The 20,520-nt window shown below is 27.1% G+C and carries 18 protein-coding genes; 8 read left to right on the forward strand and 10 right to left on the reverse strand.

The window, feature by feature from the left end; all coding sequences use genetic code 11:
• Positions 1 to 57: 57 nt before the first annotated feature.
• Positions 58 to 1,392 carry a magnesium transporter gene (gene mgtE, locus LRR82_RS09880; RefSeq protein ID WP_249029269.1) on the reverse strand — a complete coding sequence of 445 codons (1,335 nt, stop codon included), beginning with the start codon at positions 1,390 to 1,392 and terminating at the stop codon, positions 58 to 60.
• A 202-nt stretch (positions 1,393 to 1,594) separates the two neighbouring features.
• Between mgtE and LRR82_RS09885 the strand changes: the two genes are divergently transcribed.
• Positions 1,595 to 2,572: a Gfo/Idh/MocA family protein gene (locus LRR82_RS09885; protein WP_249029270.1), complete on the forward strand. Its 978-nt coding sequence runs from the start codon at positions 1,595 to 1,597 to the stop codon at positions 2,570 to 2,572.
• A gap of 57 nt (positions 2,573 to 2,629) precedes the next feature.
• Positions 2,630 to 2,977 (forward strand): arsenate reductase family protein, encoded by a 348-nt coding sequence (locus LRR82_RS09890; RefSeq protein ID WP_249029271.1) that lies wholly within the window; start codon positions 2,630 to 2,632, stop codon positions 2,975 to 2,977.
• Between the two features lie 78 nt (positions 2,978 to 3,055).
• Here LRR82_RS09890 and LRR82_RS09895 read toward each other — a convergent pair whose 3' ends face one another.
• The 9 genes from LRR82_RS09895 to LRR82_RS09935 all read right to left on the reverse strand — a co-directional run bounded on the left by LRR82_RS09895 (position 3,056) and on the right by LRR82_RS09935 (position 11,545).
• Entirely contained in the window at positions 3,056 to 5,734 is a 2,679-nt protein-coding gene (locus LRR82_RS09895; RefSeq protein WP_249029272.1) for a DEAD/DEAH box helicase family protein, read from the reverse strand.
• 17 nt (positions 5,735 to 5,751) lie between these two features.
• Entirely contained in the window at positions 5,752 to 7,014 is a 1,263-nt protein-coding gene (locus tag LRR82_RS09900) for a transglutaminase domain-containing protein (protein WP_249029273.1), read from the reverse strand.
• Positions 7,015 to 7,090: 76 nt separating this feature from the next.
• On the reverse strand, positions 7,091 to 7,360 hold the full coding sequence (locus LRR82_RS09905) for a hypothetical protein (protein WP_249029274.1): 270 nt from the start codon (positions 7,358 to 7,360) through the stop codon (positions 7,091 to 7,093).
• Positions 7,326 to 8,660, reverse strand: a complete 1,335-nt coding sequence (gene mnmE, locus LRR82_RS09910; RefSeq protein WP_249029275.1) for a tRNA uridine-5-carboxymethylaminomethyl(34) synthesis GTPase MnmE — start codon at positions 8,658 to 8,660, stop codon at positions 7,326 to 7,328. Before mnmE ends, LRR82_RS09905 begins: the two co-directional genes overlap by 35 nt.
• A 59-nt stretch (positions 8,661 to 8,719) precedes the next feature.
• The gene (locus tag LRR82_RS09915) at positions 8,720 to 9,322 is read right to left on the reverse strand and encodes a Jag family protein (protein ID WP_249029276.1); all 603 of its coding nucleotides are present in this window, start codon (positions 9,320 to 9,322) and stop codon (positions 8,720 to 8,722) included.
• Between the two features lie 11 nt (positions 9,323 to 9,333).
• Positions 9,334 to 10,227, reverse strand: coding sequence for a YidC/Oxa1 family membrane protein insertase (locus LRR82_RS09920; RefSeq protein ID WP_249029277.1), 894 nt, complete (start codon positions 10,225 to 10,227; stop codon positions 9,334 to 9,336).
• Positions 10,228 to 10,566, reverse strand: coding sequence for a ribonuclease P protein component (gene rnpA / locus LRR82_RS09925; RefSeq protein WP_249029278.1), 339 nt, complete (start codon positions 10,564 to 10,566; stop codon positions 10,228 to 10,230). It lies immediately after the preceding gene.
• A 41-nt stretch (positions 10,567 to 10,607) separates the two neighbouring features.
• Entirely contained in the window at positions 10,608 to 10,742 is a 135-nt protein-coding gene (rpmH, locus tag LRR82_RS09930) for a 50S ribosomal protein L34 (protein ID WP_249029279.1), read from the reverse strand.
• A gap of 134 nt (positions 10,743 to 10,876) precedes the next feature.
• Positions 10,877 to 11,545: a hypothetical protein gene (locus LRR82_RS09935; protein ID WP_249029280.1), complete on the reverse strand. Its 669-nt coding sequence runs from the start codon at positions 11,543 to 11,545 to the stop codon at positions 10,877 to 10,879.
• Between the two features lie 459 nt (positions 11,546 to 12,004).
• On the opposite strand from LRR82_RS09935, the gene dnaA reads away from it, so the two are divergent.
• The 6 genes from dnaA to gyrA all read left to right on the forward strand — a co-directional run bounded on the left by dnaA (position 12,005) and on the right by gyrA (position 20,444).
• A complete protein-coding gene (gene dnaA / locus LRR82_RS09940) occupies positions 12,005 to 13,345 on the forward strand; it encodes a chromosomal replication initiator protein DnaA (RefSeq protein WP_249029281.1) in 1,341 nt (446 codons plus the stop codon).
• 140 nt (positions 13,346 to 13,485) lie between these two features.
• Positions 13,486 to 14,595 carry a DNA polymerase III subunit beta gene (gene dnaN, locus LRR82_RS09945; protein WP_249029282.1) on the forward strand — a complete coding sequence of 370 codons (1,110 nt, stop codon included), beginning with the start codon at positions 13,486 to 13,488 and terminating at the stop codon, positions 14,593 to 14,595.
• A gap of 182 nt (positions 14,596 to 14,777) precedes the next feature.
• Positions 14,778 to 14,984 carry a S4 domain-containing protein YaaA gene (gene yaaA / locus LRR82_RS09950; RefSeq protein ID WP_249029284.1) on the forward strand — a complete coding sequence of 69 codons (207 nt, stop codon included), beginning with the start codon at positions 14,778 to 14,780 and terminating at the stop codon, positions 14,982 to 14,984.
• Complete coding sequence (gene recF, locus LRR82_RS09955; protein WP_249029285.1) at positions 14,984 to 16,045, forward strand: DNA replication/repair protein RecF; 1,062 nt, start codon at positions 14,984 to 14,986, stop codon at positions 16,043 to 16,045. The genes yaaA and recF overlap by 1 nt, the downstream gene beginning before the upstream one ends.
• Positions 16,046 to 16,056: 11 nt before the next feature.
• On the forward strand, positions 16,057 to 17,985 hold the full coding sequence (gene gyrB, locus LRR82_RS09960; RefSeq protein WP_249029286.1) for a DNA topoisomerase (ATP-hydrolyzing) subunit B: 1,929 nt from the start codon (positions 16,057 to 16,059) through the stop codon (positions 17,983 to 17,985).
• 11 nt (positions 17,986 to 17,996) lie between these two features.
• Entirely contained in the window at positions 17,997 to 20,444 is a 2,448-nt protein-coding gene (gyrA, locus tag LRR82_RS09965; protein ID WP_249029287.1) for a DNA gyrase subunit A, read from the forward strand.
• Positions 20,445 to 20,520 lie beyond the last annotated feature (76 nt).

A 20,520-nucleotide genomic window follows, 5' to 3' on the forward strand; every position in this document is an offset into this window, starting at 1 on the left:
CTTATTAATGCAATACTTTCATTTTCTTTACCATAATAAAAAGCTCTTTTACAAGAGCTACATTAATTTTGGTAAGAACATAGTTGCAAAACCTAAGAAAAATAAGAATCCTAAAATATCAGTAACCATTGTTACAAAAATACCACTTGCTAAAGCAGGATCAACATTACATCTCTTTAAAATCATTGGTACACAAAAACCAGCTATTGTTGCAATCATCATATTATTAATCATTGCCATCCCTGTAACAATCCCAAAATAGATATTATCCGCAAATAAATACCCACCTATTGTTGCAATACAACCAACTGTAATCCCAGCAACCACACCTACACCAATTTCTTTGATACATACTTTAAATGCATTTTCTTTCGTGATTTCACCTAAAGATAAGGCACGAACTACAATTGTTAATGATTGTGTTCCAGCACTTCCACCTAGTGCTGTAACAATTGGCATTACTGTTGCAAGCATAACTACTTGTTCAATTGTTCCTTCAAAATAATTTACGACACATGCTGCAAGAGATGCAGTAAACAAATTAATCATTAACCAGGGAGCACGACTTTTATAGGATTCTAAAAAAGTAGAATGGATTCTTTCTTCTGAATTAATCCCCCCCATTAAATGGATATCTTCTGTTGTTTCTTCTTCTAATACATCCATTACATCATCAAAATTAATAACCCCTAATAAATGATCTTCTTCATCTACTACTGGCATTAAGATATAACCATATTTTACAAACTTATTAGCAACTGCTTCTTGATCTTCACTATATAAAATCTTTTTAACATTCGTATTCGTAATAGATAACATCGGTGTTTCATCAGAACTTGTTATAATATCTCTTAATGATACTACTCCTTTTAAAACATTATTTTTATCTACTACATACAAATAATAAGATGCATCTTCTGAAACATTTGTTTGTAAAAACTCTATTGTTTTACGTACTGTATTTTTAGCAAATATGTCAATGTATTCCGTTGACATAATCCCCCCAGCACTTTCTGGATCATATTCTAATAAGGTTTGAATTTCTTCTCTATCTTCTAAACCAACTTTATCTAATAATTCTTTTTGTTCTTCTGGGTCTAATTCCCCTATTAAGTCTGTAATTTCATCATTACCCATCTCTTCTAAGATAGCTTTTTGATGATCATCTACAAACAATTGTAATAATTCATATTGTTCTTCTGTTTCTGCTTCTTCTAATATATCAGCAATCATATCAGATGGTAAATTTTGTAAGATATTCTTCGCATTTTCTTCATCTTCATGAATTAAATCTAAAATGTCTGCTGGATGGACATGTCCTATTAGTTCTTTGACACGTATTTTTGATCCTTTTAATAAAAGATCTTTTAATTCTTCTTTGCGATTTGTCATGCTTTCCTCCTTTTATGGATTATTTGCACCCGGATGGTGGCAAATGATCTTCTTGTTCTTTGTTTATCTTCTGTTCGGGACTCATTTATAACCACCTACCTTTTCTCTATTCCTCATTGTAACATAGTTATTCTTCTATTCAATAGCATTTTCTTGTTAATTTACTATGAATTGTTATAATAATATTATTAGGAGGGATTTTATGAAATTAGCGACAGTTGGTACCGGTAGTATTGTGGACAAATTTTTGGATGCTACTACAAAGAATGAAAACATAGAGGTAATAGCGATGTATTCTAGGAAAGAAGAAACTGCTAAGTATCTTGCAAATAAGTATTCTATTCCTTTTATTTATACATCTCTAGAAGATATGTTAGACAATCAAGAAATAGAATTTATTTATATTGCTTCACCAAATTCATTCCATTATCCCCAAGCCTTACAAGCACTACTTGCTGGTAAACATGTTCTATGTGAGAAACCTTTTTGTTCTACTACAAAAGAGTTAGATCATTTACGTACTATTGCAAAAGAAAAGAAGTTATTTTTATTCGAAGCAATTACAACCATTCATTTACCTAATTATTTAGAAATGAAAAAAAGATTATCTTCTATTGGTAAAATACATATGGTGGAATGTAACTTCTCTAAGTATTCTTCTCGATACAAGGAGTTTTTAAATGGAGATGTACCAAATGTATTTAACCCTGTTTTTTCTGGAGGAGCATTAGCAGATTTAAATATTTATAACCTCCATTTTGTAATCAATCTTTTTGGTAAACCAACATCTTGTATTTATTATCCTAACTTAGAATATAATGGGATTGATTCATCTGGTGTCGCCATACTACAATATCCTAACTTTCAAGCAACATGCATTGCTTCTAAAACATCCAATGCTTATAACTTTGGTCAAATATCAGGAGAGAATGGGTATCTTTTCATAAAAGGTACTAGCACTTGTTTAGAATTAGAAGTTCATACATTAGAATCAATAGAAACAATTAACTTACAAACATATTCTAATAAAATGGTTTATGAATTAGCAGTATTTGAAAACATATATCTTACAAATGATTATGCTAGATGTTATCAACTATTAGATGATAGTTATGATGTATTATGTATCTTTGAAACACTTCGTAATCAAGCTAATCTAAAATATCATCATTATTTATAATCATCTAGCTAGTAATATTTTATAAATATTATATACTATTTATATCGGAGGAATTTTATGAAAACATTTATATTATATCCTAAATGTTCTACTTGCATAAAAGCTAGAAAACATTTAGAAGAAAAGGGTATTGATTTTACACAAAGACATATTGTAGAAGAGGCTTTTAATTTTGATGAGTTATTAGAAATATACAAAATGAGTGGTTATCCACTAAAAAAATTCTTTAATACATCAGGTATCAAATACCGTGAGTTAGGTCTAAAAGATAAGTTACCTTTAATGAGTGAAGAAGAACAATTACATTTACTAGCAAGTGATGGTATGTTAGTAAAAAGACCTATCTTAATCGATGGATCATCTATTCTTATTGGTTACAAAAAAGAAGAATATAATAACTTATAAACATAAAAGGGGCATTCATTGTTTAGATGAATACTCCTTTTTATATGCTTCGTTTCTTGCCACAACATAAATGAACAGCTATTCCAAAGCACCCTTTACTCGCTTGCCTGTGATACTTCTTTCTTGTTTATTAGAAAAAGCTTTCTTTCTTCCTTTTAACAAGATTTTACGTCCTTCACTATTTCTTGTATAAATAACTTCATATTTTCCAATATAAGGAGTCATTGATTTTGCAAACATTTCAGCATCCTCTTTGCGTTTTGAAAAGATATCTGGTATTGCAAAATATCCATAGACATTATTTTTATGTTTTTTAGAATATAAAATGTATCGTTGATTATCTATTGTTTCAAAAAATTCTGCTACACTTTTAGAAAACAATGCTTGATCTTGTCCTGTTCCACCTTTTAAATAAATATTTGATGCTAGAGGTGTTGAAGTAACTTCTACTCGATTGATAGAGGACTCAAATAAACTTCTTTGTTCTAATGCTTTTCTTATGCCTTTACCAATACTTCCTAAAGAACGAACTGGACTTCCTAAAGAAATAAACTGCTTTATTACTAACAAATAATAAATAAGTGCCATAAAAGCGGTAATACCAACTAATAAATAACAAAACTCTTTAGTGACTGAAAATGTAGAAAGTAGGACATTAAATTCAATATTTATTAAAATAGTATAACCTACTGAAAATAAAAATACTCTTATAAAATCTACTAAAAAAAATGAAGTTAATACCTTGTTTTTTACAGATACCTCTTGGTTTATTTCGATATCATTTGCTATTGTTAGAGCTTCTTGCCATCTTTTTAACAATACTTCTCGTTTAGAAGATCGTTCTAACATTTCATTATTAAAACGTTTTGTTTGTCCTTTTGTTTGATTGAACTTCGTTACATCCATGATTCGTTCTACTCCCGTTTCTATCACGTTTAAGGAGCGGTGTAACCCTAAGAAGTGTTCCATCCTTCTTACCAATGTTTCCATATCATCATTTGCTACAAAATCTTCTACATTTTGTTGTATTTTTTCAATACAAGCAAGATGCCATATATTACTTGTTTTATTTGGATCTCTTACATAGCTTCTAATTGCTCTACCACGCATTTGATTACTTAACATAAAACTTCCTACAAAACTTGCTAGAATTAAAGAATTGACACAAGGTGAATCCCATCCTTCTCCTAATAATGCCTTTGTTCCAATTAATACCTCTACTTCCCCTTCCTCAAAAAGTTTAGTCACTATCTCTGTTAAACAATGACGATCCCCTCGAATCTTCACCTCATTGTAACTACTTTCCCCTAGTTTCCCTAATGAATTAAATGATATTTTATCTTTTTTATCAACTAATTCTAGTAATCTTTCTTTGGCTTGATTTGGGATAATTACAATACTTCCACATAATACTCCTAATTTTACATTTGTTTTTCTTTGTTCATTTTCTCTTCTTAACAATTCAAATATTGGGATAACACCCAATGCATGTACTTCTAATTCTTTATTACCAATTGCTTGTAAATAATCTTTTTTTATATAATCACATAAAATTAATAGCCTTAGTTTTTCCTTCATACTACTATATTCATAGAAACAAATATCTTTTATACTTTCACACTTTCCTATTGAACGAACAAGTCCTTTTTTTATACTTGGTTTTGATACTAGTGTAACTTTGCGATTTTCAATTAGACCATATGTTTTTAATTTTGCTATATATTTTTCTTGTTCTTCTTTTGTTATAGAAAAGGATTCTGTATCTTGATAAAGCATGTTTTGTAATAGTATTTCTAACCATTTTTCTGACATCTTTTCTAAATGTGTATATCCTAATAATTTTCTATAATTTCTAGGTACTTTATGATTCTTATGGTTTATATAAATAAGTAAAGAGGATAAGTACGCAGGATTATCAAGTATTTTATCCATATCTACCGTATTTTTAAATATATCATGAGATACTATTATTTTTTCTAACTGTTCATCTGCCATGAACTCTTCCATCAACGCTTTTCTAGCATTCTCGAAGTCTTTTAGTTTTGCTTGTTCTTCTTTGGTTGGATAGTTAATATAAACATAATCTTGATGTGGACATAAGTTGCCATCTTTCACTAGTTCTGGTACCGTTATTTCTTCATCTATTTGACCACACATTTTCATATAACGTAACCACATTTCTGGGGATGAATCATATGGGGGTGTTGCTGTTAGTGCAATAGTATAACTTAGTTTTGTTTGTTTATTAAAATCTTCTAGTGATTTCCACCATTCATTTCTTAGATGATGACATTCATCCAAACAAATCGTTTTTATTTTATTTTTACTAATTTCTGCTAATAAGTCAAATCCTTCAAAATCAACTTCTTCTTGATAAGAAATATCTTCATCACATTCTTCAATCAATGTTCCTTTGTATTGTTTCATTGCACTATGAATTGCTTGATAGGAAGTTACTGTAATTAACTTCATATCTCTTAGATTTTGTGATAACACATCCGATGATACGACACCTTCTTTTAAAAATGCCTCCTCCATACGATGAATCCATTGTTCACGAATTGTAATAGTTGGTACTAATACAATACAAGGTTCATTCATTAAACGTATTAATTCTATTCCTAAGGTTGTTTTCCCAGAACCAGGAGCTGCAACTATATGAACTTTCCCATCTCTTTTATAATCATAGTACTTATCTAAAACACGTTGTTGGTATTTTCTCCACGTTCCTTTAAAACATAATATGTTTTGATACATTTTATTTCTCCCTGTCTTTACTCATATATAAGTATCATGGTAAAACTATTCATCTCATCATTAGAAATCCATATATAAGAAGAAGCTCCTGTTATGTTTGCTTGATTCACTACTTTTGATATTAAATCATCATTATTAATATTCCATATTATTTGATTATATATCTCACTATCACTTGTTTTCCAAACATAATAATTATCTACTACTGGATTTTTAAAGATTTCTACTAACCTTGACTCACTATAAGTATCTACTACTAATCCTTCTACTACAAAGAAATTATATTGTGTGGCTGTTACTTCTGGTAATTCAAAATAATCATCTGCATAATGATTACTAGCAATATCTTCTTCTGTCACTAATAGGTAATCATAGTTTATTTGTTCTGCTAATAAGGATGCATTTTCATCACTTGAATAATTAGGATCTCCCCATGTTACATCCACATAATAATATTCATCCTCAATAAGAACTAAATTCCATCCATGTCCTTCCTCACTCTCAAAAAAACTCGTAGTACCGCTTATGAAAGTACAAGAAATACCCATCTCATTTAATATATATTGCATTGCTCTAGCATATCCCGCACATACTGCCTCTTGTTTAACAAGCGCCCCATAGCTTGTTTGATCATAATCACTAAATTCATATTCAACATGAAATACAATATATTCATAAACAGCTTTTACTTTTTCATAATCTGTTGCATCCCCATCTATTCCACTGATTGCTTCTTGGACTACTTGTTTTGCTTCTTCTTTTTGTATTTCTATTTCTTCTGTGTCATAACGATAGTCAAATACTATCGTACAATTTGTAGTTGAGAAAAAATCACTACGCTTAACACTTATAGTTTCAACATATTCAGCTTCATAAAAATCAGAACGAATACAATTCCATATTTTTGTAATATCATCTTCTGTTATATCCTTTGTTTTAAAAGAAATATTTGGTTCTAAATTAATAATAGCTTCTGCCATTAATAAATATATTTTTTGTTCATCTTGACTTAACGTACTATATGCCCAATATTCCAAATCTTCTTCAAACACTTCTTCTTTTTCTTCAAATAAAGAATAATCTAATGATTCTATTGATTGATAACTAGTTTGCATTTCTTCAATCCATGTATTCATATCAAATTCATTATCTAATAGATTACTTGCAGTGACTCCTATTACTGCTATCACTGTCATAATACAAATAATTTTGATTATAAACATAATAAACTTTGCAATAATCACGCTTATTTTCTTTTTTTCTCTTCTCTCTGGTTCCATATATATCTCCCCTTTTATATTTTTATTATCTATCAGATCCTAATGTTTGTAAATAGCAATAATAAAAAAGTAGATGCTATCTACTTTTTTTATCTGCTATATAAATTAAAATTGTTCCTGCTAATTGTAAAACAATGCTTTGCACAAATACTGCTACTAACAACAGTAAAACAATAGACGTAATATCTACTAATTCTCCTGTATTAATGGCTGCTAATATTATATAAACAGGTAATAAAACAAGGCTTACTTTTTTTAAAAACTTTGATCCTCTTATAAAGTGATTTCCTATATAATGATATCTTTCCATCTTATTTACCAATACAAAAGCGTTTAAATAATTCATCTAATAAATCTTCTTTCGCTCTTTGTCCTAAAATATCTTTTAATTGTAACCAACAAGCATATAAATCTTCTACTATTAAATCTGTTGGTATTCCCATATTCATGGCATCAATCGCTTGTTTTAAATAAATAGATGCTTGATATAAAAGATTTGTTTGTCTTGCATTCGTTAAAACATGATTGTGTTGATCTGTTATTTTACCTAATTGGAATAATTCTTTTATTTGTCTTGTTAGTAATAAAACATCATGTTGTTTGGCACTAATTTCAATACCTTCGATATCAATTACTTTTCCTAAATCTATTTTATTTAAAATAATAATACGATTCATATTCTCTGTTAAATCATATAATTCTTGATCTTCTTTTGTAAAAGGAGTAGATGCATCAAATACTAATAATATTAAATCAGCTTGTTTCATTACTTCTTTGGCTTTTTCTACACCTATACTTTCAATCATATTATCTGTTTTACGAATTCCTGCTGTATCAATCATATTTAATAAAATATCATCTATTCTTATATTTCCTTCTACTACATCTCTGGTAGTACCTGCAATATCACTAACAATTGCTTTATCTTCTTTTAATAAAGCATTTAATAAACTAGATTTACCTACATTTGGTCTTCCAATAATAACTGTTTGTATCCCATCTTTCATTAAACGAACATTTTTAGAATCTTCTAATATTTTATCCATCTTTTCTTTTAGACTAATACTTTTTGGTAATAAAGAATCACTTGTTAGTTCTTCAACATCATCATATTCTGGATAATCAATATTTACTTCTATTTGTGTAATAATCTGTATTAACTCTTCTTTTAAATCTTCTACAAAATGACGAATACTCCCGTCTATCCCTTGCAACGCTAGAGAAGATGCATAACTAGATTTTGCTGTGATTAAATCACTAATTGATTCTGCTTGTGATAAATCAATTCTTCCATTTAAAAAAGCTCTCTTACTAAATTCTCCACGCTCTGCTATTCTAGCACCATGTTTTAAACAAGTTTCTAACACCATTTGTGTTATATAAACTCCACCATGACAACTTATTTCTACCATTTCTTCCCCAGTAAAAGATCTTTTCCCTCGATAAATAGATACCATTACCTCATCTATCTTTTTATTATCATCCTCAATAAAACCATAAGTTATTGTATGTGTTTGTTTTTCCAATATTTTTCCTGTAAAAAATTCTTGTACAAAAGAAATACAATCCTTTCCACTAATACGCAACATAGAAATAGCAGCTTCTAATCGACTCGTAGCTACTGCTACAATAATATCTTCATTCATCTTTTCACCTTCTTTTTAATTGTAGTATATCATGAAAAAAGAAACTGTTATACAGTTTCTTAATCAACATACATAATTGTCATATATCGGTTTTTACCTTCACCAACACTCTTTGTTTTTAAATGACCCATTTCTGAAATTACTTGATGCATTACTTTTCTTTCATCAGCAGGCATTGGATCTAATTTTAATTCAGCTTTCGTTCTCCAAACTTGTTTTCCAAAACGTTTTGCCATAGAAGCTACTTTTTTATATCTATCTTCTTTATAACCATTAATATCTACACTTATTTCAATACGTTTTTTAAAAGTATTGTTTACTGCATTTTTAACAATTAAATTAATAGCTCTTAAGATAACTCCATTTTTCCCAATTAAAATAGAATTATTACTTGAATTAATATTACAATAAATACGTCCATCTTGTAGATAAGATACTGTTTCTACTTCAAAATCCATATCTTTTAATATTTTTGTAATATATGATTCCATGAATTCTTGTATCATTTGTGTTGTATAACAAGATATTTCTACTTTTTTTGAAAAAAGTGTTTTTGTTTGAGAAACTATTTCATAATTTAATTGTTCTAATGTAACACCTAAATCTTGACAAGCTAATACTAAAGCTTCATCTTCTGTTTTCCCTACATATTTTTTCATCATAATTCCCTCTTTTATTTGTTTAAGTAGTTTGTATTCGTATCGTGTACTTTTTTCTTAATTTTTTCAATATGATAAATTTGAATATAAACAGTTCTACCCATTGTAATTAAACTAGTAGTAATCCAATAGAAAGACATTGCTGTTGGGAATGTTACTGCAAACCAAACAATCATTAATACCATCATTCTATTCATTGTTTTCATTTGATCCATCGCACTTGACTTTTTGTAATGTGGATTACGTTTTGCCATAATGCTTGTCATTTCCATAGAGAAGAATTGAGAAACAGCTACGATAGCAATTAAAATAATATATTTAATATCAAATTGCATAATGAAATCTAAAGGATCAGCTCCCAAGTTAAATCCTAAGAATTCAGTTGTATATAAAATTTCTAATCTTTGTACTGATTGCCACATTGCAATCATAATTGGTAATGTTAAGAATGTTGTTAATGAAGCTAACATACTAACATCATTTTTCTTATATAAACTAGTTAATTCATTACTCAATCTCATTTGAGAAGCTTGATCTTTACGTCCTTTATATTTTCTTTGAATTTTATCAATTTCTGGTTGAATCATTTGCATCTTTTGACTAGATACCGTTGATTTAATCATGATTGGTAAAGTAATAATATTAATTATAATAGTTGCACAAATAACACCTAATGCATAATTCCCAAATAACTCTCCTGTAAATAATACGGCCTTACAAATAGGAATTACTAATAAAAAATCAAACCAACCAGCATCCCAAGACCATACTGTTGATTCTGTAATTGCTCTAGAAGCAATTAATTGTCCATCTGAATCTAAATTTGATGTACAACCTGTTAATACTACCATTACAAATAATAATGATAATACTTTAAGTACTCTTTTTGTTTTATAATCCAAAACCATTTAGTTACCCATCCTTTTTTTTACTTTTTTCAATAAATATTGAATTTCTTTTTTTGCTTGACTATAAGATATAGTTATATATTTATTTCTTACTATTATAATATAATCAAATCCATTATTCAATTCAATTGTTTCTTGCACTAAACTACGAATTTGTCGCTTAATTTTGTTTCTAACTACTGCATTTCCTAATTTTTTACTAACTGAGATACCAATTCTTGTTTTTTCACTGTTATTTTTACGGAAATACATTACGAAACATGCATTAGCAACACTCTGTTTTAATCGAATAATTTCTTGAAACTCTTCATTTTTACAAATTCTGTTTTCTTTTTTCATGTTTTTAAGAAAAAAAATCCACTACTGAGTGGATTTTTTAATTAAGCAGATAATACTTTTCTTCCTCTTTTACGACGACGTGCAAGTACTTTTCTTCCTCCCACAGTAGCCATTCTAGCTCTGAAACCATGGACTTTAGATCTTTTTCTTTTATTTGGTTGATATGTTCTTTTCATCTTGTTACACCTCCATAATGCTTTAATTTTTTATACAAATAACATATGCTTAATCATTTTATCTAAATATGTACAATAAGTCAATCTTTTTTTATTCTTTCTACTTGCCCAAAAATGCCTATTCATTCTGCTTTTTAATATTGAATAATATAAGCATCTATTTCCATTAATGAATCATTACTTAATACATAAATATTATTTTCAACACGAACACTTACCGTTACACTCACTATTTGGCCATAACCAATATTACTAATTGCATCTTGATAACTATCAATAACCGCATTAGCCCATTCATTATCATAGGCAATACATATATCTTCATATTCTTCATCACTCATCGTTGTATAATCATATACTTCATATTTTTCCGTCAAAACATCAACATATTCATTCATTTCTTCAATTACTTGTAAAAATACATCGATTGGTTGAATATCAATTGTAACTTCAAATTCACTATCCGATATTTTCACAGCTTCATTTACTTCATAATTTGCTTTTAAATACATTTCTTTATAAATAGTAGCAACATCTTCATACATTTGATCCGTTGGATATATTATATTCCAATTATAAAAGAAAGATTCTACTTCATAATCTATTCCTGTTTCATACCTTTCTACTATTTCACTATCTGATGATTGTGTAAATTCTTGATAAACCGCATATTCATTATAATAAGTTGAATCTAATATTGATTTTACATAAGATGTTGCATATTCACACCCTTCCGTATCACTACAACCAGTTATAGAAAATAAAATTAAAAAAACAAGTATTAATTTTTTAAAGTTATTCATATTTTTACCTCATTTCTTTTTCTTATCATATCATATTCTTAAGTTTAATATTTTATATTGTGAATAACTTTTCGTAAATATTATATATTATTATAAAAAATATAGGTTTTTAGGACTTATTTTTAATTTAACCTTTAATTTTAAGTTGTTCACAAAAAAAGGGGATGTGATTTTGAATGTGAATAACTGTGAATTACTTAAAAAAGATGCTTATAAAGAGGATAATTAATGTGAATAAATTATGAATAGTTTATTTTAAGTCAAGTTATTCACAATTATATATTCACTATTCACATTTAGTGTGCATAAAAAGTTGTGAATAATGTGAATAAGTCTTTAAATTCAACAATTTTCTACATTAAATTGTGAATAACTTTGTGCTTATCTTATTCTTTTTTTTTTATTCTTTTTTTTTTATTCACAAATGTCTATAATATAGAGGAAAGGAGTGATTTTTGTATGTATAATTTTAATGAAATTTGGCAAAACTGTCTTACTATTATGGAACAAAAAGAAATAGTAAAAGATAAGATTTGTTTTGATACATATTTTAAAGGATCTACCTTGGAATCTATTGAAAATAATGTAGCTACACTATCTACATTAATGTCTTTTAATATTGATACTATTATGGTTTATAAATTAGAAATTGAATCTATTCTTTCTTCTATTGTTAATGAGACAATAGAATTAAGAGTGGTGACTGAAGATGATTATTTAGAAGAAAAAAAGGCATCAGAACATAAAAATATGCCTTTTAAAGATAATATTAATATTGATCAAACTTTTGAAAGTTTTGTTGTTGGTAGTTCAAATCGGATGGCACAAAATGCTGCTTCTATTGTTTCTACAAATCCAGGAGCAAACTTTAATCCATTATTTTTATATAGTAATCCAGGGTTAGGTAAGACCCATTTATTACATTCTATTGGTAATTATGCTAAAAAATGTAATTCTAATTTAGTAATTCGATATATAACATCAAAAGAATTTGTTGATGAAATTATTGAAGGAATGAAATATCGTAATTTAGATGATATTTATGAAAAATATAATCAAATTGATATTCTATTAATTGATGATATTCAATTTTTATTTGGTAAAGAAAAAAGTAGTGAAATTTTCTTCCATATATTTAATAATATTATTAATAATAACAAACAAATAGTAATAACTTCTGATAAAAAACCAGAAGAATTACAAGGAATAGAAGATCGATTAATAAGTCGTTTTCAATCTGGATTAAGTTTTGGTATTGATCCACCTGAATTTGAAACTGCTAGAGCAATCTTAGAAAAGAAAATAGAAAATCTTGATAATCCTCAATTAGTTATTCAAGATGATGTTATTGATTTTATGGCTTCTAATTATTGTAATGATATTCGTAATTTAGAAGGATCTTTAAAAAGATTATTCTTTTGTAGTATTATGCAAGGAATTAATGTTATTGATATGAATTTTATTTTTGATGCTTTTCGCGATGATAATTCTATTAAAAATCCTACAAGTACAGTAACAAAAGATATTATTTTAAAAACAACAGCTGATTTTTATTATTTATCTGTTACACAATTAATATCTAAAAATAAAACTCAAAAACTAACAACACCAAGAGAAATAAGTATGTTTTTAATGAGAGATTTATTAGATATAACTTTTGCAGAAATAGGTTCTACTTATAGTGGTAGAGATCATTCTACTATTATGAAAGCTTGTGCTCGTGTAGAAAAGAAAATGAAGAATGATAAAGACTATAAACTTGCAGTAACAAAACTTAAAGAAAAGTTAGGCACAAGTTAAGAACTTTTTATACACAATCTTATTCATATTAAAAAAGCTTATATTATCAGTGTTTTTCTATTTATTCACATTGTTCACATACTAATAATAATAATAAAGTTATTTTAAATAATTTATTATATATAAAGGAGATAAATATTATGAAATTTAAAATTAAAAGATTAGTTCTTTTAAATGCATTAAGTAAAACAACAAAAGCAGTATCTGCTAAAAGTCCTTTACCTTCATTAACAGGTATTAAATTTGAATTAACTCATGATATGTTAAGATTAACAGGTAGTGATTCTGATATAACAATTCAAACATGTATTTATGTTAATGATAATGATTTAGATATTATTGAAACAGGATCTGTTATTTTATCAGCAAGATATATTTTAGATATTGTTCGTAAATTAGATTGTGAATATATTACAATTGAATTTGTTGATGGTTTATTAACAGCAATTAAAGGATCTTTTAGTAAATTTGAATTAAATGGTACAGATGCTTTAGAATATCCTAGAATTAATTTAAATAAAACAGGATCATTATTTAAATTAGATGCTACTATTTTAAAAGATATCGTTAGACAAACTAAATTTGCAACAAGCGATAAAGAAACAAAACCTTTATTAACAGGTATTAACTTTAAATGTTCTAATCATTTATTAGAATGTGTTGCTACTGATAGTTATCGTTTAGCTAAAAAAGTGGTATCTATTGATTCTGATATTTCTTTTAATATTACAATTCCTCAAAAAAGTTTAGATGATATTTCTAAAATTATTGATAAAGAAAAAGAAATTGATATTTATGTAAATGATCGTAAGATTTTATTTATATTAGATAATACAATTATTCAAACAAGATTAATTGATGGTACTTATTTAGATACTTCTAAATTAATACCAGTAAGTGGACCTTGTAAATTAGAAATAGATATTAATTATTTAATGAAATCAGTAGAACGTGTTTCATTATTAACAAATGAAATGAATAGTTTAATTAAATTAGATATGTCTGAAGATTCAGTTATTCTTTCTTCTAAAATTCAAGAAATTGGATCTGTAGATGATAAATTAAATGATAGCTTCTATAGTGGAAATCCTATTTCTATTTCTTTTAGTAGTAAATATTTAAGTGAAGCAATTCGTTCTTTTACTGTAGAGAAAGTACGTTTATCATTTGATGGTGATATGAAGCCATTTATTATTACATGTTTAGATACAAATGATGTTATTCAATTAATATTACCTGTACGAACTTAAAGAGTATAAATTATCGTTAATTAGCGATAATTTATGCTTTTTTTTTGATTTAAAGCAAATTAAAGGGGGATATGTCTTTTTTAGTATTTTAATAAATGCTTTTATAAAGGGATTTATTTTGTTTTTTAGTAATACCTGTGTTATAATATACAAGTATATTTATATAAAAAAAGAGGTAATTTATGGAAAAATTTAAAATCAAAGACGAATATATTACTTTAGGACAATTTTTAAAATATTGTAATGCTGTTTCTAGCGGTGTTGAGGCTAAAGTAGTTATTTTAGAAGGTTATGTGTCAGTAAATGGAGAAGTAGAAAAAAGGAGAGGAAAGAAACTTCGTAGTAATGATCAAATAGAATTTGGAAATAAAATTTATTGTATTGAGTAATGAAAGTTAAAAATATTCAATTATTAAATTTTAGAAACTACAAAGACTTTTCTATTTCTTTTTATGATCATGTTAATATTTTAATTGGAGCTAATGCTAGAGGTAAAACTAATTTAATGGAGTCTATTTATTTTTTATCGATTGCTAAATCATTTCGTACTTTAAAACAAAATGATTTAATTAAGATTGGTGAAAAAGTAGCCCATGTAAAAGGTACAATAGAATCTACTAAAAGAATAAAAGATATTCAATGTAGTATTAGTGAAAATGAAAAGAAGTTAACTATTGATGGTTTTGTTATTAAAAAATATGGAGAATTTATTGGTAATTTTAATGTTGTTTTATTTACACCAGATGATTTATCTTTGGTAAAAGCAGCACCAATGAATAGACGTAAATTTTTAGATATAGAACTTAGTAAAATATCACCTATCTATATGTATTCTTTAAATAAATATAATATTTTATTAAAAGAAAAGAATATTTATTTAAAGACAGTAGATAAAAATAAAATAGATTCTATTTATTTAGATGTTTTAGATGATCAATTAATTGAAGTTTCAAAAGATATTATTTTATATAGAAAAGATTTTATTAATAAATTAAATAAAAAGATAAAAGATATTTATTTATTATTTCATTTAGATAATGAATATATTCAATTAGAGTATGATTGTTTTATAAAAGATAAACAAATAAAAGATGTTTATAAGGAATGTAGAAAAAGTGATATAAAGTATTGTCAATCAAGTAAAGGAATTCATAAAGAAGATGTAAAAATATTAATTAATAATTTACCAGCATCTATTTATGCTTCTCAAGGACAACAAAGAACAATTGTATTAGCAATAAAAATAGCGTTAATTGATATTATTAAAGAAGAGATAGGAGAATATCCAGTATTGTTATTGGATGATGTTTTATCTGAATTAGATAATTCTAGAAAAGAGATGTTACTTAGTATTTTAAATAAAGAGATACAAACCTTTATTACAACAACATCAATTGAAGGAATTAATCATGATATCGTAGAAAAAGCAAAGAAGATTTATATAAAATAGGAGGTACTACAATGGATAATGAAAATAAAGTATTGGATGATTATGGTGATTCAGCAATTCAGGTATTAGAAGGATTAGAAGCTGTTCGAACAAGACCTGGTATGTATATTGGTACAACATCAGCTCGTGGTTTACACCATTTAGTATGGGAAATTGTTGATAATTCAATTGATGAGGCATTAGCAGGATATGCATCTAAAATTACTATTTCTTTATTAGATGATAGTGTTGTAGAAGTTTGTGATGATGGTCGTGGAATGCCAACAGGTATTAATGAAAAAACAGGAATTTCTACAGTAGAAACTATTTTTACAATCTTACATGCTGGTGGTAAATTTGGTGGAGGCGGATATAAAGTATCAGGTGGTCTTCATGGAGTTGGTGCTAGTGTTGTAAATGCTTTATCTTCTTGGTTAGAAGTACATGTATATCGTGATGGTAAAGAATATATGCAAAGATTTGAAAATGGTGGTAAAGCGGTTGAAGATTTAAAAGTAATTGGAGATAGTAATTTAAGAGGAACAACGGTTTCTTTTAGAGCAGATGAAACTATTTTTAAAGAAACTACTACATATGATTATGATACTTTAAAACAAAGAATTAGAGAATTAGCTTTCTTAAATAAAGGATTACATTTAATATTAAAAGATAAAAGAAATGGTTTATCTAAAGAAAATGTTTATAAATATGATGGAGGTATTAAAGAATACGTTCAATATATTAATAAAAACAAAACACCAATTCATGAAGAAATTATTTATGTTGAAGATGTTCAACAAGATATAACTGTAGAAGTTGGTATGCAATATAATGATGGATATCAATCAAATATATATTCTTATTGTAATAATATAAATACACACGAAGGTGGAACTCATGAAGAAGGATTCCGTTTAGCTTTAACACGTGTTATTAATAATTATGCTAAAAATAATAATTTTATTAAAAAAGATGATGATGCTTTATCTGGAGATGATGTTCGTGAAGGTTTAACAGCAATGATTTCTGTTAAACATCCAAATCCTCAATATGAAGGTCAAACAAAAACAAAATTAGGAAATAGTGAAGTACGTAAAATAGCTAGTAATATTATTAGTGAATCATTAGATAAATTTTTATTAGAAAATCCTAATACTGCAAAAATAATTATTGAAAAATCAATTGTTGCATCAAGAGCTCGTTTAGCTGCTAAAAAAGCAAGAGAAATGACTCGAAGAAAAAGTGGTTTAGAAGTTTCATCATTGCCCGGGAAATTAGCTGATTGTTCTAGTAGAGATGCAAGTGAGTGTGAAGTATTTATAGTCGAAGGGGATTCCGCTGGAGGAAGTGCAAAAATGGGACGTGATCGTCGTATTCAAGCAATTTTACCTTTACGTGGAAAAATATTAAATGTTGAAAAATCTAGATTAGAAAAAATATTAGGTAATAATGAAATTCGTTCTATGATTACTGCTTTTGGTACTGGTATTGGTGAAGAATTTGATATTGAAAAATTAAGATATCATAAAATTGTTATTATGACCGATGCTGATGTAGATGGTGGACATATTCGTATTTTATTATTAACTTTCTTCTATCGTTATTTAAAACCTTTAATTGAACAAGGTTTTGTATATGCAGCACAACCACCTTTATATTTATTAAAACAAGGAAAAGAAGAACATTATTTATATAGTGATGATGAATTAGAAGCTTTAAAAGAAAAAATAGGTCCTAACGCTAAATATAATATTCAACGGTATAAAGGTTTAGGAGAAATGAATGCAGATCAGTTATGGGAAACAACAATGGATCCTGAGCATCGTATTTTAAATCAAATAGATTTAGATGAAGCAATGGAAGCTGATTTAATATTTGATATGTTAATGGGTGAAAAAGTAGAACCAAGAAGAGAATTTATACAAGAAAATGCTAAATATGTAACTAACTTAGATATTTAAAGGAGAAAAAAATGGAAGATAATAAAATAAGAAAAGTAAAACTAACATCTGAAATGAAAAACTCTTTTATGGAATATGCGATGTCAGTTATTGTTTCAAGAGCTTTACCAGATGTAAGAGATGGTTTAAAACCAGTACAAAGAAGAATTATTTATGGTATGAATGATTTAGGTTGTTATAGCGATAAGCCATATAAAAAGTCTGCTCGTATTGTAGGGGAAGTAATGGGTAAATATCATCCTCATGGAGACTCTTCAATATATGAAGCATTGGTACGTATGGCACAAGATTTTTCTTATCGTTATATGTTAGTAGATGGTCATGGTAACTTTGGTTCTATTGATGGTGATGGAGCTGCGGCACAACGTTATACAGAAGCTCGTATGTCTAAAATATCAATGGAATTAATTCGTGATATTAATAAAGATACTATTGATTATGCTCCTAACTATGATGGAGAAGAAACAGAACCAACTGTATTACCAGCTCGTATTCCTAATTTATTAATTAATGGTACGACAGGTATTGCAGTAGGTATGGCAACAAATATGCCTCCTCATAATGTAGAAGAAGTAATTAATGCTATTATAGCAGTTGCAAAAGATCCTGAAATTACAGTATTAGAATTAATGGAAAATTATATTCAAGGTCCAGACTTTCCTACTGGAGGATATATTTTAGGTAAATCAGGTATTAAAAAAGCGTATGAAACAGGAAATGGTTTAGTAATTATGCGTGCTAAAACTGAAATTATTGAAAAGAATAATCGTAAAGTTATTATTGTTAGTGAAATTCCTTATCAAGTAAATAAAGCAAGATTAGTGGAGAAAATAGCAAATCTAGCAAGAGATAAAATAGTAGAAGGTATTAGTGATGTTAGGGATGAATCAAATAGAGAAGGTATTCGTATTGTTATTGAATTAAAAAGAGAAGTACAACCAGAAGTATTATTAAATCAGTTATATAAATTAACATCATTACAAACTACTTTTGGTGTTAATAGTATTTCTTTAGTAAATAATGAACCTAAAACATTAACTTTAAAAGAACAAATTAGTTTCTATTTAAAACATCAAGAAGAAGTAATTAGAAGAAGAACAATATTTGATTTAAATAAAGCAAAAGATAGAGCTCATATTTTAGAAGGTTTAAAGAAAGCTTTAGATATGATTGATGAAATTATAGCTTTAATTAGAAGTAGTAGAACAACAGATATTATTCAACAAAGATTGATGGAAGAATATGATATGTCTGAAAAACAAGCAAAAGCAATTCGTGAAATGCAATTACAAAGATTAGCTGGTTTAGAAAGACAAAAAATAGAAGATGAATTAAATAGATTAATTGAAATTATTAATGATTTACAAGATATTTTAGATAATAAAGAAAGATTATTACAAATTATTGAAGATGAATTAATTGAAATTAAAGATAAGTATGGAGATAATAGAAGAACAGAAATTATTCAAGGTACTTTTGATTTAGAAGATGAAGATTTAATTCCTGTAGAAGATATTATTATATCACTTACAAATAATGGATATGTAAAACGTATGTTAATAGATACTTATAAGTCTCAAAATAGAGGTGGTAGAGGTATTAAAGGAATGGGTACGAATACAGATGATATTGTAAATAGTTTAATTAGTATGTCTACTCATGATGAATTAATGTTCTTTACAAATAAAGGAAAAGTATATCGTTTAAAAGGATATAATATTCCTGAATTTGGTAGAACTGCAAAAGGATTACCTGTTGTTAATTTATTAAATCTTGATAAAGATGAAATAGTAAAATCAATGATTAGTGTTACAAAAGAAGATAAAGAAACAGAAAATAAGAAATATTTATTCTTTGCAACAAAAGATGGTATTGTAAAAAGAGTTGATTTATCTGAATTTGATAGTATTCGTCAAACAGGTAAAATAGCAATTAAGTTAAAAGAAAATGATGAATTAGTTGCTGTTAAACTTACAAATGGAGATGATGAAATATTAATTGCAGCATCGAATGGTAAATTAGTACGTTTCAAAGAAGAAAATGTTCGTCAAATGGGACGTAGTGCTAGTGGTGTAAGAGGTATTAATGTAGATGGAAGTAACTTAATTGGTATGACTATTGATAAGGAAGGTCCTTATATTATGGTTGTAACTGAAAAAGGTTATGGAAAAATGTCTTCTATTGATGAATATCGTATTTCTAATCGTGGTGGTAAAGGTGTTAAAACATTAAATACAACGGATAAGAATGGATCTATTGTTGCTCTTAGAGCAGTAAATGGAAATGAAGATTTATTAATTATGACAGATGATGGTATTATGATTCGTTTACCTATGGAACAAGTGAAGATGGCTGGTAGAGCTACTCAAGGTGTTCGATTAATAAAAGTAAATGATGAAAATAAAGTATCAACAGTAGAAGTAGTTGATAAAGCAGTGGAAGAAGAAATAGAAGAATAAAAGAGACAGGATTATGAAAATAATCCTGTTTTCTAAGTTATTTATTGTGTAATTGAATAATTATTTTAATTATTGT

Source organism: Tannockella kyphosi, from assembly GCF_021054785.1.
Classification (GTDB): Bacteria; Bacillota_I; Bacilli_A; order Erysipelotrichales; family Coprobacillaceae; genus Tannockella; species Tannockella kyphosi.

Excerpts from the sequence above, each read along its gene's own strand:
- mgtE (WP_249029269.1), bottom strand. The coding sequence starts at position 1,392 with ATGACAAATCGCAAAGAAGAATTAAAAGATCTTTTATTAAAAGGATCA.
- LRR82_RS09885 (WP_249029270.1), top strand. The coding sequence starts at position 1,595 with ATGAAATTAGCGACAGTTGGTACCGGTAGTATTGTGGACAAATTTTTG.
- LRR82_RS09890 (WP_249029271.1), top strand. The coding sequence starts at position 2,630 with ATGAAAACATTTATATTATATCCTAAATGTTCTACTTGCATAAAAGCT.
- LRR82_RS09895 (WP_249029272.1), bottom strand. The coding sequence starts at position 5,734 with ATGTATCAAAACATATTATGTTTTAAAGGAACGTGGAGAAAATACCAA.
- LRR82_RS09900 (WP_249029273.1), bottom strand. The coding sequence starts at position 7,014 with ATGGAACCAGAGAGAAGAGAAAAAAAGAAAATAAGCGTGATTATTGCA.
- LRR82_RS09905 (WP_249029274.1), bottom strand. The coding sequence starts at position 7,360 with ATGAATTATTTAAACGCTTTTGTATTGGTAAATAAGATGGAAAGATAT.
- mnmE (WP_249029275.1), bottom strand. The coding sequence starts at position 8,660 with ATGAATGAAGATATTATTGTAGCAGTAGCTACGAGTCGATTAGAAGCT.
- LRR82_RS09915 (WP_249029276.1), bottom strand. The coding sequence starts at position 9,322 with ATGATGAAAAAATATGTAGGGAAAACAGAAGATGAAGCTTTAGTATTA.
- LRR82_RS09920 (WP_249029277.1), bottom strand. The coding sequence starts at position 10,227 with ATGGTTTTGGATTATAAAACAAAAAGAGTACTTAAAGTATTATCATTA.
- rnpA (WP_249029278.1), bottom strand. The coding sequence starts at position 10,566 with ATGAAAAAAGAAAACAGAATTTGTAAAAATGAAGAGTTTCAAGAAATT.
- rpmH (WP_249029279.1), bottom strand. The coding sequence starts at position 10,742 with ATGAAAAGAACATATCAACCAAATAAAAGAAAAAGATCTAAAGTCCAT.
- LRR82_RS09935 (WP_249029280.1), bottom strand. The coding sequence starts at position 11,545 with ATGAATAACTTTAAAAAATTAATACTTGTTTTTTTAATTTTATTTTCT.
- dnaA (WP_249029281.1), top strand. The coding sequence starts at position 12,005 with ATGTATAATTTTAATGAAATTTGGCAAAACTGTCTTACTATTATGGAA.
- dnaN (WP_249029282.1), top strand. The coding sequence starts at position 13,486 with ATGAAATTTAAAATTAAAAGATTAGTTCTTTTAAATGCATTAAGTAAA.
- yaaA (WP_249029284.1), top strand. The coding sequence starts at position 14,778 with ATGGAAAAATTTAAAATCAAAGACGAATATATTACTTTAGGACAATTT.
- recF (WP_249029285.1), top strand. The coding sequence starts at position 14,984 with ATGAAAGTTAAAAATATTCAATTATTAAATTTTAGAAACTACAAAGAC.
- gyrB (WP_249029286.1), top strand. The coding sequence starts at position 16,057 with ATGGATAATGAAAATAAAGTATTGGATGATTATGGTGATTCAGCAATT.
- gyrA (WP_249029287.1), top strand. The coding sequence starts at position 17,997 with ATGGAAGATAATAAAATAAGAAAAGTAAAACTAACATCTGAAATGAAA.